18 protein-coding genes are annotated in these 24,871 nt (G+C 74.1%); 5 read left to right on the plus strand and 13 right to left on the minus strand.

Features of this window, described 5'->3' with window-relative positions:
• The first annotated feature begins 20 nt into the window (after nt 1–20).
• From LR269_RS02195 to LR269_RS02215, 5 genes are all read left to right on the plus strand, one after another.
• The gene (locus LR269_RS02195) at nt 21–791 is read left to right on the plus strand and encodes an isocitrate lyase/phosphoenolpyruvate mutase family protein (protein ID WP_231429072.1); all 771 of its coding nucleotides are present in this window, start codon (nt 21–23) and stop codon (nt 789–791) included.
• A gap of 183 nt (nt 792–974) precedes the next feature.
• Nucleotides 975–1,874: an ATP-binding cassette domain-containing protein gene (locus LR269_RS02200; RefSeq protein ID WP_231429073.1), complete on the plus strand. Its 900-nt coding sequence runs from the start codon at nt 975–977 to the stop codon at nt 1,872–1,874.
• Complete coding sequence (locus LR269_RS02205; RefSeq protein WP_231429074.1) at nt 1,871–2,716, plus strand: ABC transporter permease subunit; 846 nt, start codon at nt 1,871–1,873, stop codon at nt 2,714–2,716. Before LR269_RS02200 ends, LR269_RS02205 begins: the two co-directional genes overlap by 4 nt.
• Nucleotides 2,717–3,868 carry a winged helix DNA-binding domain-containing protein gene (locus LR269_RS02210; protein WP_231429075.1) on the plus strand — a complete coding sequence of 384 codons (1,152 nt, stop codon included), beginning with the start codon at nt 2,717–2,719 and terminating at the stop codon, nt 3,866–3,868.
• A 472-nt stretch (nt 3,869–4,340) separates the two neighbouring features.
• On the plus strand, nt 4,341–4,724 hold the full coding sequence (locus LR269_RS02215) for a DUF1304 domain-containing protein (protein ID WP_231429076.1): 384 nt from the start codon (nt 4,341–4,343) through the stop codon (nt 4,722–4,724).
• A 31-nt stretch (nt 4,725–4,755) separates the two neighbouring features.
• Here the strand turns inward: LR269_RS02215 and LR269_RS02220 are convergent, their stop codons facing one another.
• From LR269_RS02220 to LR269_RS02280, 13 genes are all read right to left on the minus strand, one after another.
• Entirely contained in the window at nt 4,756–5,370 is a 615-nt protein-coding gene (locus LR269_RS02220) for a hypothetical protein (protein WP_231429077.1), read from the minus strand.
• Nucleotides 5,367–6,188 (minus strand): PP2C family serine/threonine-protein phosphatase, encoded by an 822-nt coding sequence (locus tag LR269_RS02225; protein ID WP_231429078.1) that lies wholly within the window; start codon nt 6,186–6,188, stop codon nt 5,367–5,369. Before LR269_RS02225 ends, LR269_RS02220 begins: the two co-directional genes overlap by 4 nt.
• Before the next feature lie 14 nt (nt 6,189–6,202).
• The gene (locus LR269_RS02230; protein ID WP_231429079.1) at nt 6,203–7,732 is read right to left on the minus strand and encodes a DUF5684 domain-containing protein; all 1,530 of its coding nucleotides are present in this window, start codon (nt 7,730–7,732) and stop codon (nt 6,203–6,205) included.
• A complete protein-coding gene (locus LR269_RS02235) occupies nt 7,729–10,299 on the minus strand; it encodes a transglutaminase-like domain-containing protein (RefSeq protein ID WP_231429080.1) in 2,571 nt (856 codons plus the stop codon). Before LR269_RS02235 ends, LR269_RS02230 begins: the two co-directional genes overlap by 4 nt.
• A complete protein-coding gene (locus LR269_RS18960; RefSeq protein WP_231429081.1) occupies nt 10,296–11,684 on the minus strand; it encodes a DUF58 domain-containing protein in 1,389 nt (462 codons plus the stop codon). Before LR269_RS18960 ends, LR269_RS02235 begins: the two co-directional genes overlap by 4 nt.
• Nucleotides 11,681–12,646: a MoxR family ATPase gene (locus LR269_RS02245; RefSeq protein ID WP_231429082.1), complete on the minus strand. Its 966-nt coding sequence runs from the start codon at nt 12,644–12,646 to the stop codon at nt 11,681–11,683. Before LR269_RS02245 ends, LR269_RS18960 begins: the two co-directional genes overlap by 4 nt.
• A 55-nt stretch (nt 12,647–12,701) precedes the next feature.
• Entirely contained in the window at nt 12,702–18,674 is a 5,973-nt protein-coding gene (locus tag LR269_RS02250) for an Ig-like domain-containing protein (RefSeq protein WP_231429083.1), read from the minus strand.
• Nucleotides 18,674–19,813, minus strand: a complete 1,140-nt coding sequence (locus LR269_RS02255) for a serine/threonine-protein kinase (RefSeq protein WP_231429084.1) — start codon at nt 19,811–19,813, stop codon at nt 18,674–18,676. Before LR269_RS02255 ends, LR269_RS02250 begins: the two co-directional genes overlap by 1 nt.
• Nucleotides 19,814–20,041: 228 nt before the next feature.
• On the minus strand, nt 20,042–20,422 hold the full coding sequence (locus LR269_RS02260; protein ID WP_231429085.1) for a hypothetical protein: 381 nt from the start codon (nt 20,420–20,422) through the stop codon (nt 20,042–20,044).
• A 109-nt stretch (nt 20,423–20,531) separates the two neighbouring features.
• Nucleotides 20,532–21,869, minus strand: a complete 1,338-nt coding sequence (gene hemL / locus LR269_RS02265) for a glutamate-1-semialdehyde 2,1-aminomutase (RefSeq protein ID WP_231429086.1) — start codon at nt 21,867–21,869, stop codon at nt 20,532–20,534.
• Complete coding sequence (hemB, locus tag LR269_RS02270; protein WP_231429087.1) at nt 21,866–22,864, minus strand: porphobilinogen synthase; 999 nt, start codon at nt 22,862–22,864, stop codon at nt 21,866–21,868. Before hemB ends, hemL begins: the two co-directional genes overlap by 4 nt.
• Before the next feature lie 150 nt (nt 22,865–23,014).
• Nucleotides 23,015–24,010, minus strand: a complete 996-nt coding sequence (locus tag LR269_RS02275; RefSeq protein WP_231429088.1) for a DMT family transporter — start codon at nt 24,008–24,010, stop codon at nt 23,015–23,017.
• A gap of 46 nt (nt 24,011–24,056) precedes the next feature.
• Entirely contained in the window at nt 24,057–24,857 is an 801-nt protein-coding gene (locus LR269_RS02280) for a uroporphyrinogen-III synthase (protein WP_231432205.1), read from the minus strand.
• Nucleotides 24,858–24,871: the final 14 nt, after the last annotated feature.

Below are 24,871 nucleotides of genomic sequence, written 5' to 3' on the forward strand. Positions count from 1 at the left end.
GAGGCCCATAGGGTGAGGTCATGACCCTCGCCGAGACCGCCGCCGAACTCCGCCGACTGCACGCCGCCCCCGAGCTCCTGCAGGTGGTGAACGTGTGGGACGTCGTGAGCGCCCGCGCCGTCGCCGCCCTGCCCGAGACCCGCGCCCTCGCCACCGCCGGCCACTCGATCGCCGCGTCGTTCGGCTACGCCGACGGCGAGATCCCGGTCGAGCTCATGCTCGACATGGCCGGTCGCATCGCCCGCGCCGTCGAGGTCCCGGTGAGCGCCGACCTCGACGACGGCTACGGCGCACCCGGCGAGACGGTCCGTCGTGCGATCGGCGAGGGCATCGTCGGCGCGAACATCGAAGACCGGCTGAAGCCGCTCACCGAGTCGGTCGCCGCGGTGCAGGCGGCCGTCGCCGCGGCCGAGGCCGAGGGCGTCCCGTTCGCCCTCAACGCCCGGACCGACGCGTGGCTGCGCGGCCGCGAACGCCCGCGCGAGGTGTGGATCGCCGACGTCGTCGAGCGCGGCAGCGCCTACCTCGACGCCGGTGCGACGAGCGTGTTCGTTCCCGGCGTGTTCGGCGAGGCCGAGATCGAAGAGATCGTCGCCGCCCTCGGCGAGCAGAAGCTGGCCCTCATCGGGCTGCCAGGGGTGCCGGCCCCCGCCCGCCTCGAGGCGCTCGGCGTCGCCCGCCTCTCCTACGGCCCGACGACCCAGCGGGTCGCACTCGGAGCCCTGCAGGACCTCGCGACCGACCTCTATTCGGGCGGGGTGCTGCCCGACGGCATCCGGGCGCTGAACTGATACCGAGCGATCCTTGCGCTGATCTGCGAATCCCCCACGAGACGGATGCCCGAGGGCCCGCGCGCTCGCTAGGGTGAGCATGTCCGCGGCCTCGGCCGCGAGCATGGGTCGAGCGGGGGCGCGGCCCGGTCCCCGAGCTCGTCGAGGGGGCGACCTGCGACGCCCCTGACGTGAGGAGCGCGCATGGCCGACGGCATCCCCATCGAGATCACGGGTCTGACGAAGCGCTTCGGCGCGGTCACCGCGGTCGAGGACCTCGGGTTCACGGTGCAGCCCGGCAAGGTGACCGGCTTCCTCGGGCCCAACGGCGCGGGCAAGACCACGACCCTGCGCGTGCTGCTCGGGCTCGAGCGACCCGACGCCGGCACCGCGACGTTCGGCGGCACGCCCTACGCGGCGCTGCCGCGCCCGCTCGAGACCGTCGGCGCATCGCTCGACGCGAGCTTCCACCCCGGCCGGTCGGCCCGCAACCACCTCCTCGTGTACGCGACGGCGGCGGGCATCGACCGCTCGCGCGTGCCGGCGGTGCTCGCCCAGGTGGGCATCGCCGAGTACGCCGACCGCCGCGTCGGCGGGTACTCGCTCGGCATGCGGCAGCGCCTCGCGCTCGCGTACACGCTGCTCGGCGACCCCGGCGTCTTCGTGCTCGACGAGCCGATCAACGGGCTCGACCCCGAGGGCATCAAGTGGATCAGGGGCTTCCTGCAGGCGCTCGCCCGCGAGGGACGCACCGTACTCGTCTCGTCGCACCTGCTGAGCGAGGTGCAGCAGTCGGTCGACGACGTCGTGATCATCTCGAAGGGCCGGCTCGTGAAGCGCGGCACCCTCGCGAGCCTCGAGCTCGACGCGGCGCCCCGCACCATCGTCGACTCGCCCGACCGGGCGGCGCTCGTGGCGGCGCTCGACGCGGCCGGGCTCGAGTACACCGAAGGGCGCGGCGGGCTCATCGTCGCCGAGCCCGATCCGGCGCGCGTCGGGCACGCGGCCTTCGTCGGCGGCGTCGAGCTCAGCGCGCTGCACCGGCTGAAATCCGGGCTCGAGGAGTCGTTCCTGTCGCTCGTGGGCGGGGGTGACGAGTCGTGAACGGCTGGAACGCGATCGGCGCCGAGTTCCGCAAGGTGTTCACCACGCGGATGTGGTGGCTGCTCGCGATCATCCTCTTCGCCTACGTCGGGGTCACGGCCGGCGGACTCGGCGCCTTCCTCGGCTGGGCGACCGCGAACCCCGAGGCGGCCGCCGAGGCGAGCGGCGGACCGGGCGGCGGCGCGGTCGTTCCGCCCGGCACCGAACTGGCACCGCTCATCTACAGCTTCGCCTCGTCGATCGGGTACGTGTTCCCGGTGCTCCTCGGCGCGCTCGCGGTCACGAGCGAGTACCGGCACAAGACGCTCACGCCGACGTTCCTCGCAGCGCCGCACCGTCAGGTCGTGCTGTGGTCGAAGTTCGCGACGCAGATCGTCATCGGCGCCGGCCTCGGCGTGGTCGCGTTCGCCGCCTCGGTCGGCGCCGGAGCCGCGGCGCTCGCGGGCTTCGGCCTCGACACCGGCCTCGACTCGTCGGACACCTGGGCCCTCATCGGCCGCGGCGTGCTCGCCCTCGCACTCTGGGGCGGCATCGGCGTCGGCCTGGGCGTGCTCGTCGTCAACCAGGTGGCGGCCATCGTGATCGTCATCGTGTTCGCGCAGTTCATCGAGCCGATCCTGCGCATCGTGGCCTCGCTGAGCGAGGTCACGGCCGCGATCGGCAAGTTCCTGCCGGGCGCGGCGAGCGACGCCCTCGTCGGGGCGTCGTTCTACACGATGGCGACGCCGGGCGGCACCGCCCAGTCGCTCGAGTGGTGGCAGGGCGGGCTCGTGCTGCTCGGCATCGCCGTCGTCGCGACCGTGATCGGCGGCGCGACGACCTGGCGGAGGGACGTGACGTAGGTGCTCGCCGCCGAGCTGCGCTCGCGGCGCCTGTTCGCGCAGGGCCTGCGCGGGCCGGATGCCTCGAGGCCGGCGCCCACGACGGCCCCCGAGGTCGTGCGGCGTGCGCTCGCGGTGCAGGCGCAGGAGTACCTGCCCGCGCAATGGGGTCTCGCGCAGCGCATCGCGCCCGACGGTCGACCCGACGCGGCCGCGGTCGCCGCCGCGATCGATCGCGGCGAGATCCTGCGTACCCACGTGCTGCGCCCGACCTGGCACTTCGTGGCGCCCGACGATGCACGATGGCTGCTCGAGCTGTCGGCGCCCCGGGTGCGCCGGCAGATGGCCGGCACGATCCGCAAGGCCGGATGGGACGGCGAGGCCGGCACACGGGCGGTCGACGTGGTGGCGCGCTCGGTCGAGGGCGGCCACCGCACGCGCGGCGAGATCGCCCAGGAGCTCGAACGGGCCGGCCTGCCGACGGCGGGGCTGCTCTTCGTGCTGCTCATCGCCGAGCTCGAGCTCGTCGTGATCTCCGGTGCGAGCGCCGGGCGGCAGCGCACGTACGCGGCGTTCGACGAGCGGGTGCCCGCCGCGGCGCCCCGCCCACGGGAGGAGGCCCTCGCCGAACTCGTGGACCGCGCGCTCTCGACCCGGGGCCCCGCGACGGTGCGCGACCTCGCCGCCTGGTCGGGCTCGACGCTCGGCGACGTGCGGACGGCACTCGCCGCGGCATCCGAACGCAGCCGGGGCCGGATCGAGCGGTTCGACGACGACGAGGAGGAGCTCTGGCACGACGCCGAGGTCGCGGCCGCCTGGTCGGCACGGCCCGCGGCACGGGCCGCGCACGACGACGACGGCGAGCGGATCGACCTGCTCCAGGGCTACGACGAGTACATCATGGGCTACGCGATGCCCCGCGCGTACCTGCAGCCGCCCGGCGTCGAGGCGCCGATCATCCCCGAGTTCCCGCTGCACGCGATGCTCGCCGGCGGCGTCATGGTCGGCCGATGGGCGCCGGTCGTGCAGGGCGGGCGGGCGACGCTGCGCGTGCTGCCGTGGCGGGTGTTCTCGCGCGGCGAGCGGCGCTCGCTCGACGCGGGCCTGGCCGAGGTCGGCGCGTTCCTCGGAATGTCGACCGACGTCGCCTTCGAGCCGATGGACGGGGAGTGAGCGTATCGAGACGGTCGCATCCGGGAAGACGAGCACGGCATGCGGCCCGCGGGCAGGGCCCCGACCCGGTCGATGACGTGTTCGCCGAGGAGCGCACGATCGTGCAGATGAACTCGACGCCCTCGCCGACATCGCCCGGCGCTCGTTGGGCGCGAATGACGGGCACCGTTGCGGCGGGTGCGCGTGGCCCGGGTGCACAGGGCCACCGTCGCACACCCAGCCGCACCGCATCAGGTGGTGGAAGCGCCACAAGGGCACGACCGATCTCGACAACGGGATCATGCTCTGCTCTCACCATCACCACCGCCACCCGACCCCGCAACCCACCTCGCAACAGACGCCGCCTGACGTCGACACCCGCTCGGTACGGCCGGCATGCCTGCGGGCCGGTGCCGCCCCAGATCCGTTCATCGCGGTGCGGCTCCACGCGCGGCGCCCGCCACGAGGCATCCACTGCGCGTACGATCGCGGCATGGCCGCCGTCATCGGAACCGTCTTCGTCGCCCTCGCCGCCCTCCTGCACGGCTACATCTTCCTGATGGAGAGCGTGCTGTGGACGCGCCCGTCCACCTGGAAGCGGTTCGGCGTCGCCGACCAGGCGCAGGCCGACGCCACGCGCCCGATGGCGTACAACCAGGGCTTCTACAACCTGTTCCTCGGCATCGGCGCAGCCCTCGGGCTCGTGCTGTACTGGGCCGGCGCGATGCCCGTCGGCAAGACGCTCGTGCTGTTCACCACGGCGTGCATGTTCCTCGCGGCGGCCGTGCTCACGACGACGGGTCGCGGCTATCTGAAGCCGGCGCTGATGCAGGGCACGCTCCCGCTGATCGGCTTCGTGCTGTTCGCCTTCGCCTGAGGCGGAGCGCACCGCCGGAGCGAGGGACCGGTCAGCCCAGCAGCTCGCCGAGCACGACGAGGGCGACGGCCGTGAGCCCGCCGACGGCGACGAGGCACGCCCCCGCGAAGACGGCGATCGCCGCCGCGGCGCTGCGTCGCGTCCGGCGGCGCACCGACGGCAGCGGGCGGTCGGTCGCGCGAGTGGCCGGCGGTCCGTCGGCGAACCGCGGCGGCGCGGGCGGGGCGGATGCCTCGATTTCGCGCACCTCGTAGCGTTCGAGCGGGCCGGGGCCGGCACCGGGTTCGGCGGTGCGCAGCACGTCCTCGGCGACCGGGGCGGGGGCCGGGCGGCGTCGATCGCGACGGCGGGGCGTGTTCATGACCGGCTCGCCGTGCGTGAGGCGCTGCTTCACCTGGTCGCCGCGCTCGACCACCCGGGTGGCGTCGTCGGAGTCGGCCGGGCGCACGACGACCGTCGCATCGTCGGCGGCATCCGCCGCATCGGCCCCGGGAGCCGCGGCATCGGGATGGCCGCGCTCGACCACGATCGTCGCGTCGGGATCGCCGGCCGCCCTGATGACGACGGTGGCGTCCTCGTCGTGCCGGTCGGCGATCACGCCGTCGACGTTCAGGTCGGTGTCGTTCAGGTCGGTGTCGTCGCTCATGAGCGTCCCCGCACCGGAATCGTGGTCTCGTCGTCGACCTCGGGCCCCTCGGGCGGTGTCGGTCGCGGCAGCCCGGTCGTGGCGTCGCCCTGCTCGTCGATGCCGCCCGAGACGACGTCGACCACGACGACCGTGATGTTGTCGCGACCGCCGGCCTGCCGGGCGCGCTGCACGAGTGCGGCCGCGGCCGACTCGGGGCGGCCGCTCATGGTGAGCGTCGCCCGGATGCCCTCGTCGCTGACCTCGCCGGTCAGCCCGTCGCTGCAGATGAGCAGCCGTTCTCCGTTCACCACGGGCAGCAGCCAGCTGTCGGCGGTCGAGTCGGGTGCGCCGATCGCGCGCGTGATGACGTTGCGCCGTTCGAACGTCGCGAGGTCCTCGGGCTGCATTGCCCCGCTGTCGACGAGCTCCTGGCCGAGGGAGTGGTCGACGGTCAGCTGCTCGAGCACGGTGCCGTGATGGCGGTACACGCGCGAGTCGCCGACGTTGAACACGAGCCATGCGGGTTCGCCGTCGTCGTCGACGAGGGCGATGCCGGCGACCGTCGACCCGGCGCCGCGGGCCGTCGTCGCGGCGACGGCGGCGACCGCGTCGCTCGCCGTCGCGAGGGCCGAGCGCACGTCGGTGACGGTCGCGAGCTGCTGTCCGACGACGTGCTCGCGGAATGCCGCGACCACCGCGGCGCTCGCCCGGTCGCCCGCCTCGTACCCGCCCATGCCGTCGGCGACGACGTAGACGGGCCATTCGGCGAGGGCGGCGTCCTCGTTGGCGCGCCGGACGAGCCCGACGTCGGTCGCGGCGGCGGCGGAGAGGATCACGGCACGAGCGTCGGTCATCGGCCGCCCGCGGTCTCGTCGACGCGCTCGAGCCGGACGCCGAGCGTGCCGAGCACGAATCGGTCGCCCACGGGCGTCGGCACGCCCGCGTCGATGAGCTGGTCGACGCCCGAGCCGTCGGGCACCATCACGCCGTTGGTCGAATCGAGGTCGGTGATCGCCCACTGCTCGCCCTCGAGGCGGAGCACGGCGTGGGTCTTCGACAGCGTGCGGCTCGGGTCGGGCACGACGAGGCGCTGCTCGCCCGTGAGCGCTTCGCGCGGGTTCCGGCCGAGCACGACCACGACGGCGTCGAGCGAGAGCGGGTTCCCGTCGTCGAGCACGAGGCGCCACGGCACGGTCGGCCGCCGGGTGACGACGACCGTCCGGTCGAAGGGGTCGTCCTCGCCGTCGCCCGTGACGATCGTCTCCGCGTCGGCGGGGTCGTAACCGGCGATGGGCGTCGCGGCGGCTGCGGCGAGGCCGGGCGGCGGCGCGACCGGCAGCCCCGGCAGAGGAGACGGCACGGGCTGGGCCGCCGCGGGCGGGGCGGGGGCCGCAGCAGGCGTTGCCGGGGCCGCAGCAGGCGGTGCCGGGGCCGCAGCAGGCGGTGCCGGGGGCGTCGCGGCGGGCGAAACCGGCGTCGCCGCGGGCGGCGGCATCACCGGCGCCGGCGGCAGCGGCTCGATGCGTCCGGGAATGCGTGCCGGCTCGGCGGGCGCAGCGGCGGGTGCGGGGGGCGCGTCGCTCGGCGGGGCGAAGAGCGACGACAGCGCCGCGGCGCCTCCGGTCGCGCCGGTTCCGCCCGGCTCGGCGGAGGCCGGGGGCGGCACGGCCGGGCCGGCGACCGTCGCGGAGCCGGGCACGGCAGCTGCAGGCGGCGCGGCGTTGGCGGGTGCCGCCCACGAGGCCGGCGGCGCGGTCTGCACGGGCGCCGCGGGCTGGACGGGCGCCGCGGTGGGCGCCGGCGGAACGATCGGCGCCGGTCCGGCCTGCTGCTGCTGCGCCAGGAACCATCCGTCGGGAGCGGCCGGCGCAGCGACCGGGGTCGACGGCGCTGCCGCGGCCGGTGCGGGCGCGCCCGGAGCCGTGCCCGCGAGCGGTCCGGTCGGAGCGACGGGCGGGATCTCACCGGCCGGCGTGCTCCGCACCGGCATACGACCCTGCTCGGGGTCGGGCGACGGGCCGAACGCGAGCACGGTCGCCCACACCGGCGGCAGCAGCACGCCGAGCACCGTCGTGCCGATGCCCCGCCAGCTCTGCTGGCTGATGCGGTGGAGCGCGAACACCTTGAACACGATGCCCACGATCTGCGCGAGCGGCACGTAGAGCAGCAGTGCGAGCCACGGCTGCTGACCGCCGATCTTGAAGAGCTGCATCTCGTTGTACACCGGCACCCACGCCGACCATGCGGGCTGGCCGAAGCGCTTCAGCACCTTCGCGAACATCACCGCGTACCAGACGTACACGCCGACGGCGACGAGGAAGGAGATGCCGAGCATCATGAGCGAGAGCGCGGCGAGTTGCTGCGTGTCGGCGTTGGTCATCGTGCGGGCTCCTCGAGTGATGCGCGAGCAGGTCGGAACGGGTGGAAGAGTGAGGCGAGGGACAGCCTCGCGGAAAGTCGGCGTCGAGCGCGAGCAGCCGCGCGGAGCTCGCGCCGTTCGGTGTCGACGATCGCCCACGCCGCATCGGCGTCGGAGGCCGACGGCGGGTCGCCGGCGAACACCGCGCGGGCGACCAGCGAGGCGAGCGAGACGGCCGCAGGACGACCGGCCGCGCGGGCGGTGTCGGCGCGGACGGCGCGCTCGGAGTCGATCACGCCGTGGTCGATGTAGAGGTCGACGAGCTCGTCCCACGCGCCGACGATGCGCACCTCGGGTACCGGGTCGTTGCGACGCCGTCGCGTGCGCGCCCCCTTCACGACGAACAGCACGATCAGCGGGAGCACGAGGAACAGTGCGGCGGCGACGCCGAGGCCGACCCAGCGCAGCGTCGCGAACAGCGACGAGCCGAACACCGTGTCGTCCTTCGGCGGCGCCGCGGCGGCGTCGCTCGACTCGCTCTGCGCCGACGGCGGATCGACGGTCGCGGTGTCCGGCCGATCGGGCGTCGTCGGGTGCTGCGGCAGCTGCTCGCCCTCCTGGATCAGGCTCGGCGCGACCTCGAACTGCGGCGTCGCGTCGACGGGCACCCAGCCGTCGGTGCCGCTGCTCGACACCTCGGTCCACACCGTGAGCGCACCGCCCCTGCAGACGTCGGTGCAGGTCGCGACCCCCGGCACCTCATCGGCACCGGGCAGCCGGAACCCGAGCACGACCCGCGAGTCGTAGCCGAGGGCGCGGGCGATGAGCGCGGTCGCGACGGCGAACTGCTCGTCGTCGCCGATCCCGGCGACGAGGGCCGCGTCGGAGGCCTTCGGACCCGCCAGACGCTGCTGGTCGACGAGTTCGGTGAAGAGCGCCTCGATGCGCGCCTTCGAGTGACCCGAGTAGCTGGGCAGGAAGGAGTAGCCGCCGCCGAGCTGCCCGATCCAGCCCGCCGCGTCGGGACCGTCGACCGCCGAGTGGCTCAGGTAGCCGCGGGCGCGGAGGCGCTGCACGAGCTCGGTGAAGCCCGACGCGGAGTTCGGCTGGGCCTGCAGCTCGAGCCACGCCGACAGCGCCGGGTACTCCTCGAGGTCGAGCTGCGCGCTCGCACCGGGCTCGCCGAGCTGCGCCGCGACGGTGTCGGGCGCCGCGACGAGGTCGTACACGTCGCCCGGCGCGAGCCCTCGCGCGACGCTCGGAGGCGCGGCCGAGGCATCCGGGATCTTCGCGATGCTGATGGCGGTCGATCCGTCGGCCGACCGGTGGAAGCCGTCGTCGAGCGCCGACTGCCGCGCCCCGCCGAAGTCGGGCGCGGCACGCAGCCCGAGCGGGGCGGGCACCCAGATGCCCGCGTAGCCGTCGCCGACGGCGACCTCGAACGCGACGTCGCCGGGCGCACGCACCGCGGCACGCGGCAACCGGCTGAACCGCGACGCCGCGCCCTCGGTCGCGACGTGGAAGGTCTCGCCGTCGTAGTCCTCCAGGGTCGCCAGCCGCAGGCGCTGCACGCCCGTGGTGCTGCCGTCGAGTTCGAGCCACGTCTCGTCGATGCGGTCGGCGCCGAACGCGGCGCGGTAGCTCGCGAGCGGGGTGGCGGTCTGCCGCACGACGACCTCGGGCTCGACCCGGTCGCGGAGCGCCGTGCGGTCGGCGAGCGAGGCGGCCGCGGGCGTCGCGACGGCACCGGCGACGAGCGCCAGCACGACGAGCACGCCCGCGAGTCCGCGTCGGCGCCAGGCCGGCCAGCCCGATAGGCCCGCGCGCTGCACGGTGCCCGCGGTCGCCCGGCGCAGTGCGACCGCCCGGATCGAGCGCGACCGCAGCAGCAGCCAGACCAGCGCGGCGGCGAGTCCCCCGATGCCGACGAGCAGCTCACGGGGGGCGGGCACCGACACGGGCCCGATCACGAAGGGGTCGCTGAGCGTCGACGACCCGAAGGCGAGGCCGAAGCCCGACATCGCGAGTCCGACGATCACGGCGAGCGGCGAGGTGCGACGGTCGGGCACGACCAGGAGCGTCGCGACGAGCGTGCCGACGAGCATCACGACCAGGAACGGCACGAGCACCGCCTGGTACTCGCCGAGGGGCAGCGAGAGGGTGAGCAGCTGCTTCCAGCCGACGACGACGCCGACGAAGCCGTCGCGGATGCCTCGCAGCCAGCTGGGCGCATCGGCCATCGCCGACGGGATCGCGACCGGCACGACGACGATCGCGTACGCCGCGGCGGTCGCGAGCACGACGACGATCGCCTTGACGACGCCGTGCAGCGGCAGAGCGCGGGCGAGGGCGGCGAGCCCGAGTCCCGCGAGGATGGCGACGACGGCGACGACGAGCATGCGCACCGAGGCGTAGACCGGCCAGGCGGCGACGGTCGCGAGCAGGCCGGCGACGACGACGTAGCCGATGCCGAGCGCGGTTCGCGTCGACTCGCGGTCGCGTGCACGTGACGCCGCCCGGGCGCCGGCCGGCGCCGCGGCGGAGACCGCGGAGGTGGCAGCAGTGCGGGGGCCGTTCGCGTCGGTCATCGCACCGCTCCCCTCGCGAGCAGCTGCGGAAGGTCGCCGAGCTCGCCGAGCGTGAGCACCGTGAGCTCCCTCGAGCGGCGCGCACCGGGCTCGGCGCCCGGCTCGCAGCGCACCGCGACGACCGTGATGCCCGGCGGCAGGGTGATCGCGGCCCGACGCAGCCGCTGCAGCGGCACCTGCGAGCCGGTCACGAGGAACGCGATCGAGAGGTCGCCGAACGACTGGGCGACGAGGGCCGCGACCGATTCGAGGCGGATGACGCGTGCACCCGTTCCGGCGGCGGAGCCGCCCTCGAGGCCCGACATGCCGTCGAGCAGCACGCGGGGCGTGACGGTCGGCAGTGACCGCATCGACTGCACGGCGCCGCGGTCGGCGGTGTCGAGCCAGGCGCTCACGCCGACGAGCACGTCGCGACCCTCGTGCACGCCCTGCACGCCGAGCGAGGCGGCGGCGCTGACGGCGGTCTCGAACTCGTCGTCGCTCGAGTAGCCGTCGAGGTCGAGGTCGAGCAGCACGGCGATGCGGGCGTGGCGCGACTCCTCGTACTGGCGCACCATGAGCTTGCCGGTGCGGGCCGTCGACTTCCAGTGCACGTGCCGCTGCGAGTCGCCGACCACGTACTCGCGCACCGCATGGAACGACAGGTCGGCGTCGACGAGCTGGTTCGACGGGGCGCCCTCGAGGTCGCGGATGAGGCCCGCGCTCGACGGCGGCAGCGCCACCGTGACCGGGTGCACGTGCACGCGCTGCACCTCGGGCCAGCTCATCTCGCGTCGCAGCACCCGCAACGGGTCGCCGCGCGAGACCGTCATCGGGCCGACGTCGATGATGCCCCGGCGCTGCGCCGCGATCACGAGCTCTTCGCGGTGATGCCCGCCGCCGCGCAGCAGCGGGATGTGCGCCTCGACGAGGCCCTTGCCGACCGGGATGTCGACGACGCCCGGCAGCGACGGCCGCGACCCGCTGTTGACGAGGTCGAGGGTGCCGCGGATCTCGGAGCCGGCGACCACCCGGTCGCGGTCGAGCTCGAGCTTCACCCGGTAGTCGTGCGCCCCGAGCAGGAACGGCACGCACACGACGAGGAGCGTCGCCGCCATCACCGCGACCACCCAGGCCTCGAACCACCCGAACACGGCACCGCAGGCGATGCCGGCGACGACGAGCCCTGCGAGCAGCATCCCCGCCGGTGAGACCGTCTCCCGCACCCACTCGACGGCGCGCAGGACCGCGCCGCCCGCCCACCGCGCGCCGCGGCGCAGTCGCGCCGCACCCTCGGCCACGGGGCCGCGGCGCGTGCGCGAGAGCCTCGTGACCGTCGCGCCACGCGTCGAGGTGAGCGTGTCGGCGGTCGCGGGCTTGTGGAGGAGATCGGTCGGTTCGGTCACGCCACGCCGTTCTCCCGGGGCGCCGGCACGTCGAGCAGGATCTGGTTGACCACGGCGATCGCGGTCACCCCGTCGAACTCGGCCTCGGGCTCGAGCACGAGGCGGTGCGCGAGCGCGGCGACGGCGAGCTCGCGCACGTCGTCGGGGGTCGCATACGTACGGCCCGCGGCCGCGGCCCAGGTCATCGCGAGGCGCGACAGCGCGATGGCACCGCGCACGCTCACACCGAGGCGCACCTCGCTGGCGCGGCGGGTCGCGTCGACGATGCGCATGATGTAGTCGGAGACGAGCGGGTTCACGTAGACCCCGCGGCTCAGCTCGGTCATCGCGACGACCGTGTCGGTGCCGACGATGCCCTCGAGGCGCGGCTTCGGTGCGCCGACCGCCTGCAGGATGCGCATGGTCGAGGCCTCGTCGGGGTAGCCGATCGAGGTCTTCACGGTGAAGCGGTCGAGCTGCGCCTCGGGCAGGCGGTAGGTGCCGCCCTGCTCGATCGGGTTCTGCGTCGCGATCACCATGAACGGATTGCCGACCGGGCGGGTGACGCCGTCGATCGTGACGTTGCCCTCCTCCATGACCTCGAGCAGCGCCGACTGCGTCTTGGGGCTCGCGCGGTTGATCTCGTCGGCGAGGACGATGTTCGCGAACACCGGGCCGGCGTGGAACTCGAACTGCCCGGCCTTCTGGTCGTAGACCGTGATGCCGGTGACGTCGCCGGGCAGGAGGTCGGGCGTGAACTGGATGCGCGAGCTGGTGCCGTGGATGGTCTGGCCGATCGCGCGGGCGAGCGCGGTCTTGCCGGTGCCGGGGGCGTCCTCGAGCAGCACGTGGCCGCCCGAGATCGCCGTCGCGAGCACGAGCTCGACGACGTGGCGCTTGCCGAGCACGGCCTGCTCGACGTTGTCGGCGATGAGCGAGAACGTCTCGGCGAACCAGGCGGATTGCTCCGGGGCGATCGTCACGGTGGTGTTCCTCTCGAAGGGCGGTCGGGGATGTCTCGGGGCTGGTGCTGCGACGTCAGGGCGCCGGCGCCTCGGGCGTCGGGGTCGGCGTCGGCGTCGGCGTCGGTTCGGGCGGCGGGCACAGCTCGCCCGTGCGCGGGATCGGATCGAGCGCGATGAACGCGCCGGTGAACACGAGGTCGTACGCGACCGCGAGCGGCGCGTTCGTCGGGTCGGTCTGGCGCCAGTTGCGGATCTCGTACGAGCCGCGCGCCGCGTCGGAGACGGTGACGCCGATCTCGTCCTGGCTGGGGATGCAACCGGTCGCGAAGTCGACCGTGACCTCGGTCGGCGCGGTCTTCGCGACGATGGCGACGTCGCCGGAGCACTTCGTGTCGAACCACGACCGCTTGCAGGTCCTCACCTTGACGTCGCCGGGCGTGCCCCACGTCTCGAGCACGAAGTCCTCGCGCCACTCGCCGTACATGTAGAAGTACGGGGTGAACCCGTTGTCGGCCTCGACGACGGGCGCCTGCTCGAGCCGGTACTCGAAGTGATCGCCGCCGCCGGCGGGCGCCGTCGCGACCGTGTAGGTCAGCGTGCCGCTCGGCGGGTCGACGTCGTGGATCGTGTCGGCGCGCACCGTCTCGGTCTCGACGACGCCGTACCCGTTCGAGGCGCAGGCCTTGATGTAGTAGCGCTGGCTGTCCTGCAGCCCGGCGATCGTCGACGAGCTCGAGACGACCTCTGCGCCCGAGGTCTGGAGCCCCCCGTCGCCGTCGGCCCAGCACCGCGCGTCGCCCCGCTGCCATGCGAGGTACACGAGCTCCGACGCACGAGCGCTGTGGTTGGCGTCGAGGCCGACGCCCGTCACGAGGATCGAGGTGTTCGACGCCGCGGCCGCCGCGATGCCGTTCGGGTTCAGGACGGGCGACCCGGCCGCCGTGATCGGCACGACGGCGTTGCCGCCCTCGTTGCCGCCGCGGCCCGTCGGGGGCTCGTAGATGCTGATCGGCACGAGCGTGAGCATCTGCGGGCCGGGCACGAGCGTGAGCTCGGTCGTCGTGGTCGCACCACGGCGGTCGATGACCTGGCCGGTCTCCTGCACCCGGAACGAGCGTGCATCGCGCTCCGCCGAGATGCGCAGCTCGACGACGCCCGTGTTCGGACCGGTCGTGCCCTCTCGGTAGACCGGCGACGCGGAGGCCGCGGAGATGACGGGGGCCTTGTAGCTCCACGTCTCGACGGGGCTCGTCGCGGTCGAGACGCCGACGCTGTTGACCGCGCGCGCCGCGAACCGGTGCCGTTCACCGGGTGTCAGCCCGCCGACCGTGCACCACCACACCCCGGGGGCGCCCGGCTTGCAGTCGGCGCGCACGGCGCGCTCGCCCTCGAGGATCTCGACGCCGATGACCTCGGGGTGGGCGCGCAGCGCCTCGCCGAGCGAGACCTCGAGCGTCACCGAGTTCGCCGTGTAGTCGGCGGTCGACACCGACGCGGGCGCCTGCGGCAGACCGAGCAGGTCGACCGTCAGCCGGCCGTCGCCCGAACGGCCCTGCGCGTCGGTCACCGAGAACGGCACGACGCACTCGCCGCCGAACGCATTCTTGCCGGTCGGCCAGGTGACGGTGACCGAGCGGTCGTCGACGGCCCGGATGCTCGCGACCTGGCAGCTGTTCGCGCCCGACCCGAGGCCGGCGAGCTTGAGGCCCGCGCCCGTCTTGCCCGAGAACGGGTCGTACTCGCCCGGCACGCCGACGACCGCGATCGTGCACGAGGCGCCCTCGCCGACGGAGCACTGCTGCGTGAAGACGGCGCCGCGCGGAGTGTCGGGCGGCGCCTGGCCGACGACGAGCGTGATGGCCGAGGTGAGCCCCCCGAACGCGCTCACGCTGACGGTCGCGGTCTCGCGGGTGCCCGGGCGGGCATCCGCGTGCGCCTCGAAGGTGACGCCCTCGCCCTTCTGCTCGACGGTGAACGCGCTGCCCGAGTACGAGATCGAGTAGTCGAGCTTCGCGCGGTCGCCCTCGCGGCCGCCCTCCCACGTCGTCATCTCGTCGTAGAGGGCGACGCTCTCGGAGGCACCCGGCGCCACCGTGCGGCTCACGGCCGAGAGGATGGCCTGCGGGTCGCGCGGCACGATCGCGATCGGGACGCCCACCCACGACCAGCTCTTCTGGCCGTCGAGGCGCACGGGCACGAGGCAGTGGTCGCTCCACGGTGCGTCGCGCCCGGCCGCGTACTCGGCACCGCCGCCCGCGACCGGGCGGCAGGTCGCGTTCGCGCGCTGGACGGTGTACCCGTCGGTGCCGACCTCGGCCGAGTCTCCGGGCGCGAGGTCGAGCAGTTCGCGCACGTCGAACGAGACCTTCGCGTCCTCCTTCACCTCGAGGTCGTCGAGGTCCCCTCGCAGTTGCACGCGGAGGTCGTCGGTCGCGGGCACGACGAGGAAGCCGAACGCCTCGGCGTCGCGCCCGGCGCGGTCGGCGCCGTGCACGCGGAACGGCACGAGCGCGCCCCCGTCGGGCAGCGGCCCGATAATGCGGTGCCCCTCGACCCGGAACCCGGAGGGCGCCTTGCCCCACAGCTCGAGCTCGAGGGCGGCGAGGTCGCCCGAGGCCCAGGTGACATGGCCGGCGATCACGTCGAGGCCCTTCTCGGGCAGGTCGGCGCGCGAACGCGCCGTGACGACCGTGTCGGCGACCACGGGTGCGTCGGGCGACTCGCCCTCGGTGACCTTGACCACGATGAGTCCCTCGGCCGTGCTCGAGGTGCGCTCCGATCGCACGGTGTAGCGATACGAGTTGGAACCGGCGACGTCGCCGGGGTGCAGCACGACGCGACCGGCGGCGGGATCGGTCGACGGGTCGATGAGCGCGGCGAGCCGGTCGTGCTCGGGGCTGCCCTCGGGCGCGTTCGGCACCACCTTGACGAGCTCGAGCTCGCCCTGGGCGGGGTCGAGGTCGTTGCCGGCGGGCTCGACCGTGACGGGCGACGCGGCCGACTGCTGCACGCGCACGTAGTCGCTGAACGTCACGGGTGCGGCGTCGGTCACGGCGGCAGTGAGCACGCCGACTCGCACGCGCCCCTCGCCCTCGGAGCCCGAGGCGTCGCGCACGGTGTACTCGAACGACGGCTGGCCGTCTCCGGTGCCGTTCTCGGGCGCGGTGTAGACGATCGCGTCGCCCTCCGCCGAGATGGTCGCGATGCCGAGGCCCGCCTTGGGCTGGGCGACGCCGACGAGCACGGTGCGGTCGCCGTCGGGGTCCATCCCGGTCGAGGGCACGGGGATGCGCACGCTCTGGCCGCTCAGCACGCGGGCGACGAGCGGGTGCGGCTCGGGCGCGCGGTTGGCTCCGTCGGGCAGCACCGTCACCGTGACGGTCGAGTGGTCGAGGCGCTCGGGCGCCTGCGCGAGCCCGACCGCGTAGCCGAGCTCGTAGGTGCCGGGCGTCTTGGGCGCGAGGTAGCGCACCTCGTCGCCCGAGGCGAAGGCGAGCTCGCCGTCGGCGCCCGAACTCGACACCTCGGGGTGCACGACGAGCGCCTCGGCGCGCGGGCTCACGTCGTTGTCGGTCACGGGGATCGAGATGAGCTCGCCGACGCGCATCGTGACCGTGTCGGGCATCGCGATGGGGCTGATTCCCGCCGAGGGCGCGACGAGGAACACGCTGAGGTCGCCGGTCGCCGTCGCACCGGCACCGTCGGCGACCGTCACCTTCGCCCGGCCGACGAGGCCCGGCTCGCCGTTGCGGGTCACGCCCGTCACCCGCACCTGCGACTGGGCGACGACGCCGACGCCGAGCTCGGGGCTGCCCGACACCGCGCCGGTGACGACGAGCACGCGACCGCTCGTGTTCTGCGCCGCGCCGAGCACGTCGACCATCGTGTCCTCGCCCGCACGCACGAACGCCGTCATCGGGGCGAGTGCGACGGGCGCACCGGGAGCTGCGACCGTGACGCGGATCGTCGCGGTCTGCTCGGCGCGGGTCACCAGGTCCTGCACGGTGAACGTCGCGAGGTAGGCGCCCGGCTTCTCGGCCGAGAGCTCGACCTCGCCGGCGGCGGCGTTCGGCACGACGACGAGCCCGGCGCCTGCGGCCGCGGCCGTGGGAACGGCGTCGAGCAGTCGCAACGAGCCGGAGCCGCCGCTCACGTGCTCGGCGATGTCGACGATCGCCGTCTCGCCGGCACCCGCGGTCACCGCGACCGGCGCGACCTCGAGCGAGGCGCTCGTGGTGACGCGCACGTCGAGCGTGGCCTCGGTCGCCGCGCCGTTCACGTCGGCGACGGTGAGTCGCACCTGCACCTTCTCGGCGGCGGCGTTCGGGTCGGTGTGGCGGATCGCGACGCGACCGTCGGCCATCGGCACGACCGTCACCGGTGCGCTCGCGTCGACGGGCTGGGCGTCGGCGAGCACGAACGCGTCGCCCTCTGGGTCGACCCAGCCGGGCAGCACCGACACGAGCGCCGTGCCGCCGGGCATGAGCTGCGGCTCGGGCCAGGTCTGCAGGCAGTCGTCGACGCCGCACCAGACCGGTGCGGAGTTCACGTCGGAGGGCACCACGGTGAGCGTGACCGTCACGGGCGCCGAGCTCGCCGACCCGTCGGTCACCGCGTAGGTGAACGTCGTCGACCCCGACTCGGCGCGCACCCGCACGGTCGGCGTCTGGTCGTTCGAGGTGAGCGCGAGCTCGCCGAAGGCGGGGTCGGCGAAGCCGCCCGTGATCGACGCGGGGTCGACCGTGAGCACGTCCTTCGCGTTGGGGTCGTGGTCGTTGTAGAGCACGGGGAGCTCGACCTGCTGGCCCGACCGCACGCCGAAGCTGTCGGCCACGGCGACCGGCGGCTCCTGGCGGGCGAGGTCCTCGACCTCCTCAGTGCCGACCCGGTCCTCGATCTCGTCGTCGAGCTCCCATTGCTCGAGCGGCACCACGCGGCCGTCGGGCACCGTCCAGACGATGCCCGACGAGGTCTCGTTGAGCACGGCTCGGTCGCCGTTGCCGCGAAGCACGGGGGTGAGCGACTGCGGTCCCTCGCCGGCGGCCTCGCCCTCGGGCACCTCGAGCGGCACCGTCTCGCCGCCGCTCGACGTCCACACGGCCCCGCCGTCGGTCGAGAGCCAGGCCGCCACGAGCTCGTCGCCCACGAGGATCGGGTGGGCGGGCGCCCCGCTCGCCTCGACCACGCGATCGGCGTCGCCGCCGTCGAGCGGCAGCTCGACGAGGCCGGCCGAGTCGGCGACGTGCACGGATGCCTCGGGGCCGGAGCCCTGCTGCAGGCGCGCGTCGGGCGCCACGTCGAGGGCGACCGGCGCGTCGCGCCCCGACAGCCAGACGCGTCCGTCGGCGGGGTCGAGCATGACCCAGCGTTCGCCGAGCACGGTCAGCTCGAGGGACGCGTCGGCCGCGGGCGGCTCGGGCACCCCCATCTCGCCGCCGGTGAACTCGCCCGTCGACGCGTCGTAGAGCCGAACGGCCTCCTCGCGGGCCGAGTACATCGCGATCAGTCCCGCCGACGACACGCCGACGGCGGTCGCGGCGTACGTCTCGTCGCCTTCGCCGTCGCCTCCGTCGTCGCTGCGAGCCTCGGCGTAGGGGTCGACCGGGAAGGCGTCGTCGCCGTCGATGCGCCCCGCGTGCACGGTACCGGTGTCGGTGCGGTAGGCGACCCAGTCGCCCGCCGTGACGACGTCGCGCGTTCCGGTCGGCGTGGGCACCGAACCGCCGCCGTCCTCAGCGACGAGGTCGACGGGTTCGGCGGGGTCGATCGCCCAGCGCTGCCGCAGGCCCTGGCTGTAGATCGCGGCCGTCGAGCCCGACTGCACGACGGTGCTCGGGTCGTCGACGTCGCGTACGAGGTCGATCTCGGCGAGGTCGGTGTTGACGCGCGCGTACTGGCCGGCGTCGCGCGTCACCCAGATCGAGGTCTCGAGTTGGGGCACCTCCTGCGCCTCGTAGCCGTTCGCCGTGACCGCGAGCGTGACGACGGTCGCGACCGCGGCGATCCCCGCGATCGAGGCGATGATCGCGCCCCGGCGGCCCGCCATCAGATCGCCCCCGACAGGACGAGCCCGGCCGCGGCCAGCCCGATGACGACGACGGCCGAACCGACGCCGATGAGCAGGGGCTTCCACACGCCGCCGCGCGCCCTGGCGGGTGCGAGGCCGCCGTCGTCGACGCGCGGTCCTGAAGGGCGCGCCGCGGCGACGGCGGCCGCCCGGCCCGCCCGACGAGAGTCGGGGTTCACGGTGGTGACGACGGGGCCGCGCTCCGAGGCATCCGCGAAATCGAGCGGCGCCGCAGCCGCCCACTCGGGCGACGCGACCTCGAGGCTCGTGGGCGCGACGCCCAGCTCGTACTGGGCCCAACGCAGCGCCTCGCCGAACTCGGCCATCGTGCCGTAGCGACGAGCCGGGTCGCGCTGCATCGCCGTCGAGAGCACGGTGTCGATGCGGGCCGGCACCCCGCGCGGGGCGAGCGGCGTGAACTTCGCGCCGAGCACGCGGCGCGAGAGCTGATCGACGGTGTTGCGGCTGCGATCGGGCAGCTCGAACGGGCTGTGGCCGGCGAGCAGCGTGTAGAGCGTGGCACCGAGGCTCCAGATCTCGGTCGCGACGGTGCCGGTGGTGCGTTCGCCGAGCACCTCGGGGGCGCTCCACGGGATCGACATCGCGAACGTGTCGCCCGTGCCGTCGTCGCTGATCGCGCCCGCGATGCCGAAGTCGGCGAGCACCGGGGCGCCCAGCGAGTTGACGAGCAGGTTCGAGGGCTTGATGTCGCGGTGCAGCAGGCCCGATCGGTGCGCGGTCTCGAGGGCGCCGGCCATGCGCACGCCGATGTCGAGCACCTCGCCGACGGGCATCGGGCCGCGCTTCGAGCGGGCGCCGAGCGATTCGGGGCAGTACTCCATGACGAAGTACGGGCGGCCGTCGGCCGAGATCGAGGCCTGGTAGATCGTGACGATCGAGGGGTGGGCGCTCAGCCGGGCCATCGCGTCGGCCTCGACCGTGAACGAGCGGCGGGCGTCGGGGTCGACGACGTCGACGAGCAGCACCTTGACGGCGGTGACGCGGCGGGGCAGGTCCTGCTCGTAGAGGAACACGTCGGCGAAGCCCCCGGTGCCGAGGGGTCGCACGTAGCTGTACCCGGAGAGCACGGGTGGTGCCGAGGGCAGGCGTTTCGCCACGAGCTGCGCCCCTCCTGCCAGCTGTTCGGGTCACCGGCGGGGCCGGTGGGGTTCGGGTGACGGACGCCTCGCCGAGACCGCCGACGGCGACGAACATCCCCCGGACGGCGGCGCGGCAGGGCCGCGGCATCCGGGGGACATCCTAAACGAGGGCGGTCGTGCCGCCGAATCCGGGCGCGACGAGATGACGCGGGCGCGCCACGAACGGGTCGCCGAGCCTCGCGGCGACTACTCGCCGGCGCCGTCGGCGGGGTCGTCGACGGGGGTGAGCCGGAGGCGGTCGATGAGCTCGGCCGCGTGGTTCGTGCTCAGGATGATGCGGGCGAACTCGCCGTCGGCCAGCTCGAGCACGACGGCCTGGCGCTTGCCCTTGACGATCACGAAGTCGCTGCCGCCGTGGTACTTCCACACGCCGACGGCGATGACGAGGGGCACCTCGGTGCCGCGTCGGCGGATGCCGCGGATCCAGATCCACGGGTCGTCGGTGATGGTCGCCGACCGGATGTCGTCGCGCTGCACCACGAGGTCGTCGGCACGGAGCGCGAGCGACTTCTCGGCCGCGGTGAGGTGGACCTCGACCCGGTCGTGATGCACGCGGAGCTTCGCCATACTCCCATCCTGCCCGAAACCTGGGACAACCGCCGGTCGAGTCGCGCCCGACGCCGGAAGAGGTGCATCGCAACCCGCCGCTCAGCGGCCTCGGGACGCTCCTTCGTCGCTACCCGACCGACGGAACGGCGCGTGCCGCAGCCCGAGCCGCGGCCGGCAGCGCCTCGACGATGCGCCCGATCGCGACGTCGTCATGGGCCGCGGTCACGAACCAGGCCTCGAACACGCTCGGCGGCAGCGAGACGCCGGCGTCGAGCATCGCGTGGAAGAACGGGGCGTAGCGCCACGACTCCTGCCGTTGCACGGTCGCGTAGTCGCGCACCTCGTCGCCCGCGACGTCCTCGCCGAACACGAAGCTGAAGAGGTTGCCGGCGCGCTGCACCCGGTGGGCGACACCCTCCGCGGCGAGCGCGGCGGTCACGGCCTCGCTGATCGCCTCGGCCGCGGCATCCAGCCTCGCGTACACCGCGGCGTCGGCGGCGCGCAGCGTCGCGATGCCCGCGGCGACCGCGACCGGGTTCCCCGAGAGCGTGCCGGCCTGGTAGACGGGGCCGAGCGGGGCGAGTCGCTGCATGATCTCGGCGCGGCCGCCGAGGGCCGCGACCGGCATGCCGCCGCCGATGACCTTGCCGAACGTCATGAGGTCGGGCGTGTAGGCGGATGCCTCGTGCCGCGCCTCGACGCCCCACCAGCCGGCCTCCGACACGCGGAATCCGGTGAGCACCTCGTCGCTGATGACGAGCGCGCCGTTGGCGTGGGCGAGGTCGACGAGCGCGCGGTTGAAGCCCGGCGCGGGCGGCACGACGCCCATGTTGGCGGCCGCCGCCTCGACGATGACGGCGGCGATGCGGTCGCCGTGCTCGGCGAACACGGCGCGCAGCGCGTCGAGGTCGTTGTAGGGCACGACGAGGGTGAGCGCGGCGATCTCGGCGGGAACGCCGGCCGAGCCGGGCAGGGCGAACGTCGCGAGGCCCGACCCCGCCTCGGCGAGGAGGCCGTCGGAGTGGCCGTGGTAGTGCCCGGCGAACTTCACGAGCAGGTCGCGGCCGGTGAATCCCCGGGCGAGGCGGATGGCGCTCATCGTCGCCTCGGTGCCCGTCGACACGAGCCGCAGCTGCTCGACCGGTGCGACTCGGCCCTCGACGAGTTCGGCCAGCTCGGTCTCGGCGGGGGTCGACGAGCCGAACGAGAGGCCTCGCGCCGCGGCATCCTGCACCGCTTGCACGACCCGCGGGTCGGCGTGGCCCAGGATCGCGGGCCCCCATCCGGCGACCAGGTCGACGTACTCGCGGCCCTCGACGTCGGTGAGGTAGGCGCCCTTCGCCGAGACGAAGAAGCGCGGGGTGCCGCCGACCGAGCGGAACGCGCGCACGGGCGAATTCACCCCGCCCGGGATCGCGGCCTGCGCGCGGGCGAACAGTTCGGCGTTCGTCGGCGTCGCGGTCACGCGGCGTCCCCCTTCCGGATCCACTCGGCCAGTTCGACGGCCCAGTACGTGAGCACGGCGTCGGCGCCGGCGCGCTTGATCGAGCGCACCGACTCGACGACGGCGCGCTTGCGGTCGATCCAGCCGTGCGCGGCGGCGGCCTCGATCATCGCGTACTCGCCCGACACCTGGTACGCCCAGACGGGCACCTCGCTCGCGGCGGCGACGTCGGCGAGCACGTCGAGGTAGCCGCCCGCGGGCTTCACCATGACGACGTCGGCGCCCTCGTCGATGTCGATCATCGCCTCGCGCAGGCCCTCGCGGCGGTTGCCGGGGTCGAGCTGGTAGCTGCGGCGGTCGCCCTCGAGCGTCGACTCGACCGCGTCGCGGAACGGACCGTAGAACGCGCTCGCGTACTTCGCCGAGTAGGCGAGGATCGCGACGTCCTGCCGGCCGGCGTCGTCGAGCGCCTCGCGCACGGCGGCGACCTGGCCGTCCATCATGCCGCTGAGGCCCAGCAGCTCGGAGCCGGCACGCGCCTGGGCGAGCGCCATGGCGGTGTAGCGCTCGAGGGTCGCGTCGTTGTCGACACGACCGCGCTCGTCGAGCACGCCGCAGTGCCCGTGGTCGGTGAACTCGTCGAGGCAGAGGTCGGTCTGCACGACCAGGCGGCCGGCGGATGCCTCGGCGGCGACGCGCGTCGCGACGTTGAGGATGCCGTCGGGGTCGGTCGCGCCCGAGCCGCGCGCGTCGCGCACCGCGGGCACGCCGAAGAGCATCACCCCGCCGAGCCCGGCGGCCGCGGCCTCGTCGACCGCCTGCGGCAGGCTCTCGAGCGAGTGCTGCACGACCCCCGGCATCGAGCCGATCGGCACGGGGGCCGCCGCGCCCTCGCGCACGAAGATCGGCAGCACGAGGTCGGCGGGGTCGAGGCGGGTCTCGGAGACGAGGCGGCGCAGGGCCGGGGTCTCGCGGAGCCGGCGCGGTCGGACGCGGGGAAGGGGCGCGGAACTCACCGGACCAGCCTACGCGCGCCCGGCTGGGCGCACGCTCGACGAGCACGCGCCCCACGTCGTTCGGGCGGGTCGGCGAAACGCGTGAGTCGGGTTCGCGCGCGGGAGTCGTGTTCGAACCCGACTCAGGCGCGCAAAGGTGGTTCGGCGGCGCTATCCGCCGACTCGCGCGCGCGGACGACGCGGCATCGCGAAGATCCAGGCGCCGACGAGCACGAGGGCAGTGCCGACGGCGTGCCAGACGGTGAAGGGCTCGCCGAGGAGCCACACGGCGAACACGATCGTGATGACCGGCGAGACGTTGCCGATGACAGCCGTGCGCTCCGAGCCGATCATGCCGATCGCCGCCGAGATGCAGTACGCGGGCAGCACGGTCGAGACGAGCCCGATCGCGATGACGAGCGGCCACGCCTCGCCGGGAACCGCGAGGTCGGTGATCGGGTGCGTCACCGCGAAGTGCACGACGATCGCGACGCCCGCCCCGCTCATCGCGATCGAGGTGAAGAGCCCAGCCCCCATGCGGTCGATGAGGGGCTTCGCGAGGATCTGGTACACGGCGTACGCGATCGCCGCTCCGAGCACGAGGGTCGCGCCGAGCAGCACGTGGTCGCCCGCGAGGCTCAGGTCGCGCCAGAAGATGACGGCGATGCCGAGGTAGCTGAGCACCTGCCCGACGATCATCACGCGGGTGACCTTGCGGCGGAAGAACACGACGCCGAACAGCACGACGAAGAACGGATAGAGCAGCAGGATCAGCCGGTCGAGCTGCGCCGAGATGTACTCGAGGGCGGTGAAGTCGAGGAGGCTCGCGAGGTAGTAGCCGATGGCCCCCACGCCGGCGGCCTGCAGCGCCGAGGCGACGTCGAGCACCCGCTCCCCCGTCGGCGTGCGGTTGCCCCGGTGGCGGAGCACGCCGACGAGGCCGACCGTCGCGAACACCGGCACGGCGACGATCATTCGCCACGTCAGCGTGGTGAGCGAGTCGACGCCCTCGGCGAGCGCGAGCTTGACGACGATGCCCTTGGTCGCGAACGCGGCGGCGCCGATGACCGCCAGCACGACCCCGAGGGTGCCGACGACGGGCACCCAGCGGCGGCGCGGCCGCGTCTCGAGCGACGTGGATGCCTCGGGCGAGTCGGTCCGCGTCATCGCGTCTCCCGCGGCGACGCAGTGCTGCGGGCCCGCGCTCGGCGCCTCACGCGAGTGCGGTGGCGGCGTCGACGACGGCGTCGATGAGCGACTCGGCCGAGCGCTCGCGGGCGACGACGTCGACCCGCAGGCCGACCTTCGCCGCGTCCTTCTTCGTCTGGGGGCCGATGGCGGCGACGAGGGTCGACTCGGGCAGGGGCCCGAGCTGGTCCTGCACCTGCTCGGCGACGCTGCCCGACGTGACGAGCACGGCGTTCACGCGGCCGGCCCGCACGTCCTCGGCGACCTTGGCCGAGACCGGCACGCCGATGGTGCGGTAGGCGACGACCGCCTCGACGTGGTGGCCCATTCGCTCGAGGCCGATCGAGAGCACCTGCTTGGCGATCGCCGAGCGGAGCGCGAGCACGCGAAGCCCCTTCGCCCCGCCGGTCGCGGCCTCCCATTCCTCGAGCATGCCGCGCGCCGAGTTCTCCTCCGACGGCACGATGTCGGCGTGGTACCCCGCGGCGCCGAGCGCGGCAGCGGTCGTCTCGCCGACTGCTGCGACCTTCGTCGTCTCGGGAATCACGGCGCCGTACGACGAGAGCACGTCGACGGTCGTCGCGCTCGTGATCGTCAGCCAGTCGAAGCCGCCTGCGGCGAGCTTGGCGAGTGCGGCCTCGAGGGCCGGCTGGTCGTCGGCCGGTGCGAAGTTGATGAGCGGGGCGACCATCGGCGAGGCGCCGCGGGCGCGCAGCGCGGCGGCGACGCCGTCGCCCCACGGACCGCCGCGCGGCACGAGCACGCGCCACCCGGCGAGCGGCTTGGCGCCGCCGGCCGACGCGGGCAGGTTGATCGCGCCCGTCATCGGTTCGAATTCGC

Source organism: Agromyces sp. S2-1-8, assembly GCF_021129215.1.
Taxonomy (GTDB): domain Bacteria; phylum Actinomycetota; class Actinomycetes; order Actinomycetales; family Microbacteriaceae; genus Agromyces; species Agromyces chromiiresistens.